The organism is Streptomyces sp. NBC_00690, from assembly GCF_036226685.1.
In the GTDB taxonomy this organism is placed as follows: Bacteria; Actinomycetota; Actinomycetes; order Streptomycetales; family Streptomycetaceae; genus Streptomyces.
Genome location: NZ_CP109009.1, coordinates 451,800 through 466,472, shown reverse-complemented (window position 1 = coordinate 466,472; position 14,673 = coordinate 451,800). Strand labels below are relative to the sequence as shown.

General features: G+C 67.6%; 11 protein-coding genes and 1 pseudogene. 5 read left to right on the top strand and 7 right to left on the bottom strand.

What is annotated here, in order from left to right:
• Window positions 1-260: 260 nt before the first annotated feature.
• Window positions 261-822: pseudogene (locus tag OID54_RS02030) on the bottom strand (amidohydrolase family protein); the annotation flags it as partial.
• Between the two features lie 320 nt (window positions 823-1,142).
• On the opposite strand from OID54_RS02030, the gene OID54_RS02025 reads away from it, so the two are divergent.
• From OID54_RS02025 to OID54_RS02010, 4 genes are all read left to right on the top strand, one after another.
• Entirely contained in the window at window positions 1,143-1,685 is a 543-nt protein-coding gene (locus tag OID54_RS02025; RefSeq protein WP_329012984.1) for a hypothetical protein, read from the top strand.
• Window positions 1,686-1,827: 142 nt separating this feature from the next.
• Complete coding sequence (locus OID54_RS02020) at window positions 1,828-3,522, top strand: ABC transporter ATP-binding protein (RefSeq protein WP_329012981.1); 1,695 nt, start codon at window positions 1,828-1,830, stop codon at window positions 3,520-3,522.
• Window positions 3,523-3,617: 95 nt separating this feature from the next.
• Window positions 3,618-5,510, top strand: coding sequence for an ABC transporter ATP-binding protein (locus tag OID54_RS02015; RefSeq protein ID WP_443055746.1), 1,893 nt, complete (start codon window positions 3,618-3,620; stop codon window positions 5,508-5,510).
• 15 nt (window positions 5,511-5,525) lie between these two features.
• Window positions 5,526-6,581 carry an iron-siderophore ABC transporter substrate-binding protein gene (locus tag OID54_RS02010; RefSeq protein WP_329012974.1) on the top strand — a complete coding sequence of 352 codons (1,056 nt, stop codon included), beginning with the start codon at window positions 5,526-5,528 and terminating at the stop codon, window positions 6,579-6,581.
• Between the two features lie 134 nt (window positions 6,582-6,715).
• On the opposite strand, the gene OID54_RS02005 is transcribed toward OID54_RS02010, so the two are convergent.
• The 6 genes from OID54_RS02005 to OID54_RS01980 all read right to left on the bottom strand — a co-directional run bounded on the left by OID54_RS02005 (window position 6,716) and on the right by OID54_RS01980 (window position 13,470).
• Window positions 6,716-8,407: a lysyl oxidase family protein gene (locus OID54_RS02005; protein WP_329012972.1), complete on the bottom strand. Its 1,692-nt coding sequence runs from the start codon at window positions 8,405-8,407 to the stop codon at window positions 6,716-6,718.
• A 286-nt stretch (window positions 8,408-8,693) separates the two neighbouring features.
• Entirely contained in the window at window positions 8,694-9,287 is a 594-nt protein-coding gene (gene pspAB, locus OID54_RS02000) for a PspA-associated protein PspAB (RefSeq protein WP_329012970.1), read from the bottom strand.
• Between the two features lie 83 nt (window positions 9,288-9,370).
• On the bottom strand, window positions 9,371-10,288 hold the full coding sequence (gene htpX / locus OID54_RS01995) for a zinc metalloprotease HtpX (protein WP_329012967.1): 918 nt from the start codon (window positions 10,286-10,288) through the stop codon (window positions 9,371-9,373).
• A 326-nt stretch (window positions 10,289-10,614) separates the two neighbouring features.
• Window positions 10,615-11,133, bottom strand: coding sequence for a GNAT family N-acetyltransferase (locus OID54_RS01990; RefSeq protein WP_329012964.1), 519 nt, complete (start codon window positions 11,131-11,133; stop codon window positions 10,615-10,617).
• A 161-nt stretch (window positions 11,134-11,294) separates the two neighbouring features.
• Window positions 11,295-12,311, bottom strand: coding sequence for a methyltransferase (locus tag OID54_RS01985; RefSeq protein ID WP_329012961.1), 1,017 nt, complete (start codon window positions 12,309-12,311; stop codon window positions 11,295-11,297).
• A gap of 361 nt (window positions 12,312-12,672) precedes the next feature.
• A complete protein-coding gene (locus OID54_RS01980; protein ID WP_329012956.1) occupies window positions 12,673-13,470 on the bottom strand; it encodes an SAM-dependent methyltransferase in 798 nt (265 codons plus the stop codon).
• A 576-nt stretch (window positions 13,471-14,046) separates the two neighbouring features.
• Here OID54_RS01980 and OID54_RS01975 point away from each other — a divergent pair.
• Window positions 14,047-14,487, top strand: a complete 441-nt coding sequence (locus OID54_RS01975; RefSeq protein ID WP_329012952.1) for a hypothetical protein — start codon at window positions 14,047-14,049, stop codon at window positions 14,485-14,487.
• Window positions 14,488-14,673: the final 186 nt, after the last annotated feature.

Here is a 14,673-nt window from a genome sequence, read left to right as displayed (position 1 = left end):
CGGGAGTCCGGGTCCCTCGGCGACACCGGAGCATGACGGGGATCGCCCCTTGATGGCTGCGCTCCCGGTGGTGAGACGTACCGACCCGCCAACTGACTCGCGGGTCGGCTCTCCCTGAAGGTCGAAGGCCCCCGCTTTCCGGGCCTGCTGAAGGGCTGCTCCTCGTCGGATCCCGCCGAGGCCACGGAGAAGCCGGACCGTGTACGGACCTACCCTGGCCGGCGGTCATAGAGCACTCTCACCCGCCAGGAACGTGCTCAGCACCTCGATATGCCTTCCTGCTGGCAGACGCGTGACGAGTGAGCGATGGCGTCCGCCATTTCTGTCAGCGCGCGGGGGCCGCAACCGCCGCGCCGCCGCCATCTCCTCTTCGGCCAGGAACCCTCCCGTCCGGGCCGACCCCGCGGGCAGCAGGTCGAGCACCGCGGTGTTCACCACACACCCATGGCCCGATGCATGCGTCACGAAGACCTTGCGCCCGGCGCTCACGGTGTCCAGTTCCACTGCGGTCAGATGGCGGCCCAACAGGCGTTGGTCATAACCAGACAGCTCGACCCAACCACCGGGAGGCGTGTCGGTGACCGCCTCGGCGACCGAGGTGAGGATGCTCGTCACCGAGTCGGACGGTGCGACGCTCATCGTCCGGGCGGCCAACCCCGCCCACATCAGATGGACATGGGCGTCGATGAACCCGGGCAGGACCGTAGCCCCGTCGAGATCGACGACCTCCAGGGCCGGAAGCCCCGCCACCTCCTCGTCGAGACCCACGATCAACCCGTGCCAGATGCCGAGTTCGCGTGCAGAGGGGCGAGCCGGGTCCATGGTGGCGATGTCGGCATGGGTGATCTTCTTGGTGGGCAGGGACGCATCCCTCCGATGGAACGAAAACCCGCCTGATTTCCTCTGGTTGCACGAAGTCGGCCGTTGATGGGCCCATGATGAGACAGAAAGGACTATGGTTAGGTGAGGCTAACCTAAGAAGGTGTTGCGGTGTGGATGGGCATGGAGAGACTCCTGCGAACCCGTTGGAGGTCTGGGCAGACAATGTTGTCGCTCGCCTTGACGTGCAAGAGGATGTTGACCGCTCTTTGCTCCACGCTCTACAGAAGGGCCCCAACCTCCGCGAGGAGACGGCCGCAAGAATGGCGGACGCGCTGCGTGCGGCAGCGCTCGGGCTGAACCCGGCCGGCTGCGCCACGGCCGCAGGCGTCTCGGAACGCCTCCTGCTCAACTGGCAGACACAGAACGAGTTCTTCGCCACGGCCATGAGAGCAGCGACTGAGATGGCCCAGGCCCAGTCGATCGGGCCGAGTCGGCAACTCAACCCCGCTGCGCTGCGCGTCCTGTTGAGGGCACTGCGCTCGGGCGCCCAGCACGGACCGGCTGCCGCGCTCGTCGGCATGTCGGGACGCGCGCTCTACCGGTTGCGCAAGGAGAGCCCCGAAGTGGCAGCCCTCGTCGCTGCTGCGCGCCGGGCCAGACCGCGCAAGTCGGATCGACGCCGTCGATCGCGGTACGAGCAGCGCTACCGATTGGTCCGCCTCGAAGAGCAGATCGAGACATCGGTGGTCTTCGAGGCGAGATGCACCCCCGGGCCACATCGCGCGCACTCCGTCCACATCCCACGCGAGGAGTCCGAGGTGCCGCAGTGCGACAGCGATGACTCCGCCTGTCGCCACTCCTGAGGCGTACGCGCGCTGTCAGCAGACGTGGGGCGGGGCTCCGCGCGCTGTACCGGGGGTGGGCACTCAAGGGTACTTAGTCTAGCCTTACCTGGTTCTTGTGCTCTTCGGATGGGCACTGCTGGTGAGGTGTCGGAGGGGTGCGGTGGGTTCGCAAGACCTGTCGGGAAGGGCGGTCCTGAGAGGGGCCATCGCCGGCCAGCGTCGTGATGTCACGACGGGAGCCCTCCTGGGAGCGGGACATCAGGCGGGTGAAGCGCTGGTGCCCGTGGTGATCGGCGTGGTCATCGACCGGGGCGTCGCAGACGGTGACCTGACCGGCCTGTTGCTGGGCGTCGTCGCCCTCGGTGTCATCTACCTCGGCCTGTCCTTCAGCTTCCGATTCGGAGCACGCGCCGGTGAACAGGCGGCGGAGACCTCCGCCCACCGGCTCAGGACTCGACTCGTCAGCCGGATCCTCGCGCCGGAGGACGGGGCGCCGCCCGGGCGGCTCTCGGGGGAGCTAACCAACATCGCCACCCTCGATGCCAAGCGCGTCGGATCCGTCTGTATGGCCCTGGTCGTCGGAATCTCCGCCCTGATGGGACTCCTCGTCAGTGCAGTGGTCCTGATGCGGATCTCCGCCCTGCTCGGCCTGGTGGTGCTCCTCGGTACGCCGCTGCTGCTCTGGCTCGGTCATCTGTTGAGCAAGCCGTTGGAGCACCGCAGCGGAGCTGAACAGGAGCGTGCCGCCCATGCCTCCGGCGTCGCGGCCGACCTCGTCTCCGGGCTGCGCGTGCTCAAGGGCATCGGTGCCGAGCCCGCGGCGATCGCCCGGTACCGCACGACCAGTCGGCATTCCCTGGCGGCGACCCTTCGGGCGGCCCGCGCGCAGGCATGGCAGAGCGGAATAGTGCTGTCGCTGACGGGTGTCTTCATCGCCCTGGTGGCATTCATCGGGGGGCGTCTGGCCACCGCCGGAGACATCAGCCTCGGCGAACTCGTCTCGGCCGTCGGTCTCGCCCTATTCCTCCTGGGTCCGCTCTCCCAGTTCTCCTGGGTCAACGCCGAACTGGCCCAGGGGCGAGCGTCCGCAGCCCGCATCGCCGAAGTGCTGGCCACCAATGGCACCACACTGCCAGGCGCCGATACGCTCCCCCCTTCCATCCAGGGGCGCCTACGGCTCCGCGCGGTCTCTCACGAGACCCTTCGAGGCGTCGACATGGACATCGCCGCCGGCGAGGTCGTCGGCGTCGTCACCACCGACCCGAGCGACGCGAACGCCCTGCTCGGCTGTCTCGCCCGTCGCTTCGATCCCGACAGTGGGGCCGTTGAACTGGATGGAGTGCCACTGAGCACCTTCCAGCCCGCCGCGATCCGAACCGCGGTCCTCGTCGCTGAACACGACGCAGACCTTTTCGAGGGCACCCTCCTCAGCAATGTCTCAGCAGCAGCCGGCTCGGCTGACACGGTCGAGCGAGCGATGGTCGCCTCCGGTGCTGACGAGGTCGCCCGGACGCTGTACCGGGGCGCGGACACGACCGTGACCGAACGCGGCCGATCACTCTCCGGAGGCCAACGGCAGCGCGTGGCACTCGCCCGCGCTCTGGCGGCCGACGCACCCGTACTCGTGCTCCACGACCCGGCCACGGCCGTCGATGCGGTCACCGAGGCCAAGATCGCCGCCGGGCTGCGGGAGATCCGTGCGGGTCGGACCACCGTCGTGCTGACCACGAGCCCCGCACTGCTCGCCGCGACGGACCGCGTCATCTTCATCGAAGGCGGCCGGGTCCTCGCCGCGGCCCCGCACGGCGAACTCGCCAGCGCCCACCTCGGCTACCGTACGGCGGTGCTCTCATGACCGGCCGTCGGCAGCACGCTCAAGGCGAGGGTTCCGCGGGGGAGGGCTTCGAGACCAGCCTGCCGCTCGGCTCCGACCCGGCTGACAAGGCCGATATGTCGACGCCGCCACACAGTGACGCTGCCGTGCGCCACCGCCCGACGCATGCCACCGCGGGCGAGGAATCCGAGCGTATCTTGCTCCCCGTCGCCTCACCGGCGCGCACCCGGGCCGCCGTCGGCGAACTGCTGCGCCCACACCGCTTCCTCGCGGTCACAGGCTTCATCGTCATGATCATCGCAACGGCCGTGGGACTGCTCACCCAACCGCTCCTCGGCCGCATCGTGGACATCGCGGCCGACCACCGATCGCCCGACGCCCTCACCAACACCGTGCTGCTGCTGGCGGCCGTCGCCGTCGTTCAGGGCCTTGCCACCGCAGTGGGCCTCTCACTGGTCTCCCGACTCGGTGAATCCATACTCGCCCAGTTGCGGGAACGATTCATCGAGCGGGCCCTCGGGTTGCCACTGGAAGAAGTGGAACGAGCCGGATCCGGCGATCTGACGGTCCGGGTGACCGGTGATGTCTCCCTCACGGCCGACGCGGTCCGGCACGCCCTGCCCGAACTGGCCCGCTCCCTCCTCGCCATCGTCCTGACCCTGGGCGCCCTCGCCGTACTCGACTGGCGTTTCCTCCTGGCCGCACTGCTGGCACTCCCCGTCCAGATCCACACCGCCCGCTGGTACGTCCGACGTGCGGTACCCCTGTACGCGGAGCAACGCATCGCGGGCGGGGCCCAGCAACAGCAACTGCTCGACACCATCGGCGGCAGCCCCACCGTACGGGCCTTCCGGCTGGAGAAGGAGCACAGCGCCAAGGTCGAGGAGCACTCCTGGAACGTCGTCGGACTGACCATGCGCGGAGTCCACCTTGTGCTGCGGTTCTACAGCCGACTGCACATCGCCGAGTTCGTGGGTCTCGCCGCCGTCCTTGGCACCGGATTCCTCCTGGTGCGGGCGGACGCCGCATCCATCGGGACCGCCACCGCCGCGGCGCTCTACTTCCACAGTCTCTTCGCTCCGGTCAACACCGCCCTCGTCCTCATCGACGACGCCCAGTCCGCCATCGCCGGACTCTCCCGGATCATCGGTGTAGCGGACCTGCCCCTGCCGAAGGAGCCCGACCGCCCGCTCACCCCCAAGGACGCCTCCGTCACGGTCCGCGCCGTCAACCACTCCTACCGCAGCGGACACCAGGTGCTGCGGGACATCACCATGGATCTGCAACCCGGTGAGCGAGTCGCGCTGGTCGGGGCGAGCGGCGCGGGCAAGACCACCCTGGCCAAGCTGATCGCCGGCATCCACGAACCGACCGACGGAGACATAGCCCTCGGGTCCGCACCCCTGCGGGACATCGGCCCCACAGCGCTCATGCGCTCGGTCGCCCTGATCACCCAGGAGACCCATGTCTTCGCCGGGCCGCTCGCCGACGACCTCCGGCTCGCCCGCCCCGATGCCACCGACGGTGAACTGCGCGCCGCGCTCGACCGGGTCGAGGCACTGGCCTGGGTGGAAGCGCTGCCCGCAGGGTTGGCGACCGTCGTCGGCGAGGGCGGCCACCGACTGAGCGGCGGGCAGACCCAGGCACTGGCACTCGCCCGGCTCGTACTCGCCGATCCCCCCGTCGTGATCCTCGACGAGGCCACCGCGGAAGCGGGCAGCACCGGGGCCCGCGCGCTGGAGAAGGCGGTCGCCCGGGCCATCGACGGTCGGACGGCCCTCATCGTGGCGCACCGACTCACCCAGGCGGCAGCAGCCGACCGGATCGTTGTGATGGAAGCCGGCCGAATCGTCGAAACCGGCACCCACGACGAACTGCGCACTGCCGAGGGGCCCTACGCCGCCCTGTGGGATGCATGGTCGGGCAGCCGACGGACACGGGAGGGAACAATGCCGGGCGACGGCACCCCCGCACCCTCCTCACCGGCGACAACACCCTCAGGAATCTGAACCGAAGGATCACCGATGGCCCGCTTTCGAAGCGCTCCATGGCTCGCCGCCGCACTCGCCTGCGCCCTCCTCGTCTTCGGCACCACCGGGTGCGACGGCTCCGGCGACTCCGCGGGGGAGGAGCCCGCGGGGCCGTCCGGCAAGAGCGGCGCCGTCTATCCCGTCACCGTCAAGCACACGTGGGGCAGCACCACGATCACCTCGGAGCCCCAGCGGATCGTCACCGTCGGACTGACCGACCAGGACGCGGTGCTCGCCCTCGGCAAGGTCCCGATCGCCACCACGGAGTGGCTCGGCGGCTATCCCGGCGCCATCGGGCCCTGGGCCCAGGATCGGGTGGGTGACACAGAGCTCCCCACCGTCCTCAAGGACACGGGAACGGGCCCCCAGGTGGAGAAGATCGCCGCGCTGAAGCCGGACGTCATTCTGGCCCTCCACAGTGGGCTCACCAAGGAGCAGTACACATCCCTGAGCAAGCTGGCCCCGGTCGTCGCCCAGCCTGAGCAGTACGGCGACTACAGGATTCCCTGGCAGGAACTGACCCAGAAGGTCGGCCTGGTGCTCGGCAAGCCCGTGGAGGCGATGGAGGCGATCACCGACACCGAGGCCCAGATAGCCGCTGCCACCAGGATCGGGTTCAAGGACGCCCGCGTCGTCATGGCGACCCGCCACGAGGGCATGTTCGTCTTCGGCAGTCACGACCCGCGTTCGCGACTGCTCGGCAACCTCGGCTTCCGACTGCCGCAGGACCTCGACACGGTGATCGGGAACCGGTTCGGTGCCACCATCGGCAAGGAGCGCATGGATCTGCTCGACCAGGACGCCGTCGTCTGGATCGTGAGCGATGTCGCCAAGGACCGTGCCGAGCTGCACAAGGACCCCTCGTACCGCGATCTGACGGTGGTTTCGGAAGGCCGCGAGGTCTTCGTCCATGAATCGGGCGACTACGGCCGTGCGACCTCGTTCGCCTCGGTGCTCAGCCTGCCCTATGTGGTGGAGCGGCTGGCTCTACAACTGGCGTTTGCCCTCGACGGAATGCCGGAATCCGTTGTGGATCAGCCCATGCCCTGACTGCGCCGTGATACACGAGCGCCCGCCCCGGCCGCGCATGGTGTTGTGCGTCCTCATGCCTGCACGGGTGCACACACACCGAGCCCCGGTCACGTCGCAAGTGACCGGGGCCCGGCTGTGGTGTCAGACTCGCCCTAGTTGGCGTTGATGAGGTCGTGGGCCGGGACGGTTACCGTACGGGCTCCCGGCGTGCCGCCGAGGATGACCTTCCGCATGGCCGAGTTGTTGCTGGTGGTGGTCTCCTTCAACCGCTTCTCGGGGTTGGCGAGGACCTCGATGTAGTACGTGCCGTTGGGCAGGTCGGTGATGTCGAAGGACTGGTCCGGGAGGTCCTGGGTGTAGGTGTCACCGGAACCGACGTCCAAGACCTCGCGGACGGAGATGGCCTTCTCCTCGCCGCACGCGCTCGACAGGTCGGTGCTGAAGGGGTGCCAGTTGGCATTCTTCACCGTGTAGTCCACGGCATCGGTGTTGACCAGGCAGAACGCCTCTTTGCCACTGCGCACTGCCTCCTTCTTGTCCGCCTTCAGCAGTCGGTAGCTCGCGAAGTCGGTGAAGTGCCAGTGGTTGTGACCCGGGCGCGGGTCCCACTCCATCGTGCCGGTGGGGGTGTATCCCACCTGCTTGCCCTTGGCGTCGTAGAAGTACTGGTACGCGTCCATGAGCTCCGCGCCGGGGGCGCGGAATCCGTCGACGACCAGCTGGGCCGGCCCTGCGTTCCAGACGTTGGCGCTGAAGGACATGAAGTCCTTGCCCGCGGGGTTCTCGGGCGAGGTGCTGATCTGGACGTCGAAGGCCGGCAGCGACCGCAGATCCGGCTTCGGGACGTCCGGCACGACGGCCTTGCCGGTCGGGCGCTTGGCGTTGGCCTTCAGGCCGGGAGCCTTGCGGGAGCCGTCGGTCTGGCCCGGGCGGTCACCGACGTTCGCGACCGTGCGAGCGGACTTCTGGAGCGCCCAGGGCAGCGCGGGCGGAGCCGGTGGATACGGTGCATGGCCGACGTTGTACGTCGGGCCGTCACCGCTCGTCGCTTCCTGGAGCGTCATCTTGGGAGCGGGGTCGTGGTGCCCGGCGTGCCCGGCGCCGTGGGAACCGTGCTTGCCCTTCGCTGCGGCACGCTCCATGGGGTTGGCCTCGACCGTGACGGTGACCTTGACCGTTTGCGGCTTGTTCGCGATGCCGAAGAGGTCACGGTACTTCTTGGCCACGTTGATCTTGGCGGTGTACGTGCCGGCCGGCAGGGTGACACCCTCGGTGTACCAGCTGTTGTAGGTGTTGGAGGCCCAGCCGTTCTCCACTCCCCACACCGATCCGAGGGTGAACGGGTTGCGCGGGCAGCTCTCGGGATACCGCGAGGTGGCTGCGGCATCGGGGCGTACCCGTCCGGACGCGTTGTTGGGACAGAAGTTCTCCTTCGCGTCCAGCACCTTCTTGCCCGATGCGTCGGTCATGGTGATGTGGGTGAAGTCGGGGAGCCCCTGGAAGTCCTTCACCAGGCCCGCCGGCAGGTCCTTGGTGGTGACCTTCTTCCCCTGACGGATGGTCTGCTGGACGGTGATGGGATCCTTGTACGACTTGCGCTTTGCCGTGAGCTCCAGGGGGGAGCCCTCGGCGGTGAGGTAGGTGCCGAGATTCAGGTCGAGTCCGGTGGCCCCCTCGTAGGTGTGGATGTTCACCGACTTGGATGCAGCGATAAGAGTGAGCTTCGGTGTGGCCTGGGCCTTCTTGGCGTCAGGCGCCGCTGCGACAACACCGGCGGTCACGGTGAGCGCCGCAGCGGCAGCAAGGGCCGGGCGGGCGAAACGTGCACGTGAAGATCTGGTCATGGGTCCTCGTGAGTGCGAAGCGTTGCGAAAACCGTGGGACATGGTCTGTACCACTGGGGATTGGTCTGTAACTGCCACCGGCGGACAGTTGTTCACACTGCAACCGCCGAAGGGTGCGGGCCGCTCATCCGTCCCGCTGCCCCTGCAGATGTGTCGCGGCCCTCTAGGGTTGTCCGTGTCTTCTCAACGTGAGCAACGTTGGCCAGAATGATGCTGCGCTGGGCAAATCAAGTCATCATTAGTCATTTGGCTACGCCAAATTGATGAACCGTGGTAAGTGGCGTGATCATGGTTCCAAGCCCGGGGCACCCCAGAGCGGAAACCATCGGGCCAGATCGGGCTCCATCGGGAGGTCGACGTCCAGCGACGCCCGGACCTGGAGCTCCAGTGGAGTGTCCCTGCGGTCCTCGGCGCCGGGCAGCGGTGCGAACGGATAGAAGGCGCCGCGCTTGTAGAGGTAGACCAGCCCCAGTGGGCGGCTATGGACCTCATCGGCGAAGGCGACGAGGGAACACAGCAGATGCGGACCGAAGCCCGCCTCCTGGAGCAGGGTGTTGATCGCATGGAGGTCGTTGACCAGAGACACCGTGTCATCGGCCGGATGTCGTACGAGCACCCATGAGTACCCGTACCCGTCCTGGACGAACTCGACCGGCACTCCGCCGTTGCGCGTGCCCACGTCCAGCAGACCCCTGATGTCGTCCTGGAGCCGTAGGAACGCGCCGCCCTCGACGCTCGCGAAGCACACCGATCCGCTGCCCGTGGACAGAAAGCCCGTCTCTGCCTGCAAAGTGAGGGCGGCGGATGGCAGGGCAAACAATTGGTCCAGATCGGGGCGTACCGGCTTGCTGCGGCCGAGGATCGCATCAAGAAACCCCATGAGAGGAATCCTCCGTCCCTCCGACGAGTCGGTCGTTCACCGGGTCTGCGGTCTGCGGTCTGCGGTCGGCGGGTCAGGTCCGGTCAAGGCCGGGTCAGCTCCGCGGAGATCTTGCTCAGCTGCTCCAGACGCTGTTCCAGGGAAGGGTGTGAGGAGAGCAATCGCGCCAAGCTCTCACGCGATGAGAAGGCAGGGGCGAACCAGAAGGCGTTGTACGGCTCCGCCTTGCGCAGGTCCCGCGTGGGGATCCGGGCCATTTCCCCGGTGACCTTGGTCAGCGCGGAGGCGAGCGCGGACGGCCGTCCGGTCAGCAGGGCGGCGGCGCGGTCGGCGGACAGCTCCCGGTAGCGGGAGAGGAGCCGTGTCAGCAGAAAACTCACCGCATAGACGGCGGCGCTGATCAGGGGGATGAGGATCATCAGAACCGCGGCATTGCTGTTGTTGCGGCCGGCCCGACCCAGCCCGCCCCAGAGGGTGGCCCTGGTGATCACACCGGCCAGCACACCGAGGAAGGAGGCGATCGTCATCACCGCCACATCGCGATGGGCGACGTGCGAGAGTTCGTGGGCGAGGACGCCTTCCAGCTCCTCCGGTTCCAGGCGCCGCAGCAACCCCGTCGTTGCGCAGACCAGGGCCGTGCGCTCGTTGCGCCCGGTGGCGAAGGCATTGGGCACATCGCTGTCCGCGATCGCCACCCTGGGTTTGGGCATGTCGGCGAGGGCGCAGATGCGATCGACCGCGCCATGGAGCTCGGGCGCCTGCGCGGGCGAGACCGTGTGCGCCCCCATGCTGTACTCCGCGATGCGGTCGCTGAACCAGAACTGGGCGATGAACAGCCCACCGGAGATCACCAGGATCAACGGCCACGCCTTACTGAATGCCGCCAGCAGGACACCGACGAACACGACGTACAGCAGCCCGATGAAGAACATCGTGGTCACCATGCGGGTCGTGAGCCCCCGGTCCGGGGCGTAGCGGGATCGACGCCGAAGTGCGGCCATCAGTGCACCTCCCGGACATGGCCCCCCGCACTACCCCTCCCATCGATTGTGCGCCTTTTCTCCTCCGATCGGTGGGCCTCTCCTTCCGGGGGCGGCCGGCCCGAGCCGATTCCCTGTCCGGGGGCATCTCAGGCAGCGCGGCTATGCCCGAGCGGAGCGATGGACGAGGTGTGCGCACCATCAACGGACCGTTGCCAGGCGCTCACCCTGCGCAGTGGATGGACTTCTTCTCGCCGCACTGGAGGCACCCGTGCCCGGTCCTGGGAAGGGCGACCGGTGCCCGCCCCAGTTTGCCGGGCCGGTGGGAGCCGAGAGGAGCCGGGCCCTCAGCCCGACTCCGCGCAGCCCGCCGTCGGGAGGGGGCGATGCGCCGCGTACACGGTGACCGCATTGCCCCACAGATCGTCCTCACGCAGCGCAGTGAATCCGAGTCGTTGTGCCACCCGTACCGAGGGGGTGTTCCCGGGCCTGATCATGGCGGTGAGATAGGGGACGTCCAAGGTGGCGAATCCCCACTCCTTGCAGGCTCCGGCCGCCTCGGTGGCGTAACCGTGTCCCCAATGGTCGGCCCGCAGTGTCCAGCCGAGTTCCACCTCGTCGAACTCGTCCCAGTAGTTCAATCCGCATCTGCCGATGAACTCGCCCGTGTCCTTGAGCTCGACCGCACAGAGGCCATGACCTCGCTCCGCCCACTGCTTCTCGACGGCTGCGAGTCGTCGCAGGGCCTGATCGTGGGTGTAGGAGCCGACGAACTCACTGACGCGGGGGTCGTCGTGGAGCGATACAAAGGCTTCGACGTCTGAGGTGGTCAACGGACGTAAGAGGAGACGTGGACTCTCGATCATGCGATCGACACTAGTCCGTCGCCGTTCCTTCTCCTACGCTTGGACGCGGGCCGACCCTCCTCGCCCCATGGCCGACGGGCCGTTGGCTCGGGCGGCATGCCGTGGCTCACCTCCCGAGCCGTGCTCGATCGCACTTCAGGGGCGACTGAAGTGACGCACTGTCAACAGGGCTTCGCCTCGATGATGTGCATTCCGGGCGCCTCCAACGGAAGCGTCCGTAGATGGTGGAAGCCCGCTTCCTTCAGAAGGGCTACGTACTGGGCTTCGGTCCGTTCCCTTCCACCGAGGCCGAACAGCATTACCAGGTCCAGGGCGGTGGTCATATCGGCGCTCGGCCGTTCGGGCAGAACCGCCTCGACGATCAGGAGACGGCCGTGCGACTCGTCCTGGGCTGCCCGGCACCGACGCAACACCCTCAGCGCCCGCTCGTCGTCCCAGTCGTGCAGGATCCAGGACAACAGATGGGTCCTGCCCGTGGGCACTGCGGCGAAGAAGTCACCTGACGCGACCGTCGCGCGCCCGTTCAACCCGGCGGAATCCAGGGCTGCCTGGGCGGGTTCGGCCAGGTCGGGCAGGTCGAACACTGTACCGGTCGGTTCCGGGTGCAGGGTGAGGATGTCCGCCACGAGGGTCCCCAGACCGCCGCCCACATCGACGATGCTGCCCGCCGTGCTGAAGTCGTACGACGTGGCGACCGCCCGTGCGGTACGGCGGGTGAAGCTCGCCATCGCGGCGTGAAAGACCGCACCGTCCTCGGGGTGTTGTGCCATGTGCGCGAAGTAGGTGTTCCCGAAGCGCTCTTCGAACGAGGGTCTTCCGGTACGCAGGGTCGACAGCGGATCATCCAACATCCGGTACGTCACCCGGTACATCAGCTGGAACCAGGGGCGCAGGGTGGTCGGGTGGTCGGATTCGAGGAGTACGCTCTCCTCGGTCCGGCCGTATGTGCCGTCGTCGCCGAGCCGGAGGAATCCGATGCCGACGAGCGGGCGCAGCAGTCGACGAAGTGCGTCGGGCCGGGTGTCGGTCGCCTCGGCCAGTGCGTCCACCGACAGGGGGCCGGCGGCGACAAGGTCGGGTATGCCGAGTTCTGCGGCCGTCTGCAACGCTCGGTCGGTGACGAATCCCCAGGACTGCGCGACGAGCGTGTCTGCCGTGGTGGGAAGGGCGGAGGTCAAGTGTCGGACTCCTTGGCTGCGGCGAAGAGCATGTGCGGGGACGCCACCGTGCGGGCGGTCGCTCCCGCCCAAATATGATCATGGTTGAGCGCCGCGGGGACCGAAAACGGTGACATCTCTTGTGGTGCGACTGCATGCGACCCAATGCCACTGAGTCCGATCGGCACACGACCGACATGATTGACCGGCCGACCGACCTGCTGATGCCCCCATCACTGGGTCGGCCGCGCACCCGGGTCACGATGACGAGCCGGTGGGCCCGATCGCCACCGCTCGCTCGGGGAACTCGCCGCCCGCATCCCGTTGGTCCGGGCTGTCGCCACGGTGATCGACCGGCCACGAGGGGGACCGCGGTCATGGGTCAGGGCTTGCGGGCGACTCCCGCGTACATGTTGGTCGTGGTGCTGGGCAGTTCCTCCCCATCGGCGGGGCGCCACGAGGTCATTGGGACGACTCCCGGTGCGACCAGTTCCAATCGGTCGAAGAGTCGTTCCACCTCGGCACGGTTGCGCAGGTACATGGGGATGCCCCTGCGGGTGTACTCGGCTGCCAGTGCCTCCGAACCGTCGGCGAGATCCGCGGTGGCGAGTGTGATGGCCAGATGACTTCCGGACGCCAACGGTTCCATCAGGGTCTCGACCAACCCCTGTGCGTCCTGGACGAATTGGAGCATGGCGATCACGGTCAGGGCGACCGGCTCGTCCAGATCGAGGGTCTGCCGGAGTTCGGGGGCGGCGAGCAGTGTGTCCGGGGCGTTCATATCGGCCTCCACATAGGCCGTACGACCCTCCGGTGTGCTGCACATGAGGGCGTCGGCGTGGGCGAGGACGATGGGGTCGTTGTCCACGTAGACGATGCGCGACTGCGGATCCACTCCTTGTACGACCTGGTGCAGATTGGGTTCGGTGGGGATTCCGGTGCCGATGTCGAGGAACTGACGCACTCCCGCCTCCGCCGCCAGCCAATGGGCCATCCGACGCATGGCCGCCCGATTGGCCAGCATGCTGGTACGCAGACCCGGCCACGCGCGCAGCGATGCTTCCCCCGCCGCCCGGTCGACCTCGTAGTGGTCTTTGCCGCCCAGGATGTAGTCGTACACCCGCGCCGAATGCGCCTGGCTGCCGGAAGGTGATGTGGTGATGTCGTTCTCCTCGTGCACGGTCTACCGCCTTGTCGAGAGGTTCTTACGGCCGGTTCAGCCCGCCCGTCCTGATGGGTCTGGGGCACTGGTGGAACGCCGGGTGTTGTCCCTCAGGCGTGGACGAGGAGGGAGCGGCTGGCCCGTTCGTGGAGGAAGGCGTGCCGCGAGCGGTTGCGTGCCAGGAAGCGCAGCCCCCTTGACGTCGTATCTGTTCGCAGTGGTGTCCACACGCACCCCCCAGTGCAATCCCGCGTCCCGCGCCTCTCCATCCGCGCGGGACGCTCAGTATGCCGCCTGGCCACCTCGGTCACCCAGCAAATCCCCACCTTGGAGAGGGTTTCGGCGGGGCCTGGTTGAGCCCCCTTCGCCCCTTCTCTCGGTTGGGGAGAGCTGATCCCCATCGGTCGTATCCCGTGCGTGTGGCGTGCGAAGCAACGGGCGTCCCGTGGGGGAAGCGGTGTGTCTGCGAGGCACTTCGCAACAGCCGCGGGCACAGGGCAACACCCTTGAATTGGCACACGGTGCCTCGGTTTGACTTTTATCAGGTCTTTACGATTATGTGCGGATTCAAATATCAAGATCCAGGGGTCGTTCATGCATCGTTCCATCCGTTCCGCCGCCGTGGCCTCCGTGGTTGCCGCCGGCCTCGTGTTCGGCCTCAGTGCCTGTTCCGAGATCAGTGACGCCGCGAAGGACGAGGCCGTCGACCAGGTCGACAAGGCGGTGAACGAGGAGTACGACGTCACCTACGAGGTCACGGGGAAGAGCGTCGACTCCATCCAGTTCTCGGCCGGTGGCGGAAGCGCCATGGCGCCCAAGCTGGAGACGGTGGAGAAGCCGACGCTGCCGTGGACGAAGACCGTGACCCTGCGCGGGATCATGCCTCCGTCGGTCCTGCCCATCGCGCTCGACGCCGGTGCCGATGCACAGGTCACCTGCAAGATCACTTACAAGGGGAAGGCGATCGCGGAGGAGTCTGGAGGCGGCCTCGCTGCCGCCGGAGGCTGCGTCGCGGTCTCTCCGCTCGCTCAGTAGTAGCGCCGCTCGCCCATCCGGTGGGTCAGGAACTCATCCTGCCCCACCGCTATGTGGCGGTGGTGGGCTCAGGGTGCGCACGATGGGAAGTTGTCCATCGCGCGCACCTTTTTGCGTGGCAAGGGGGTCCGGGCCGTGGCTCCGTCCATGAGTGGACCCTTGGGAATGCCAAGGCGGCCTTGAGCG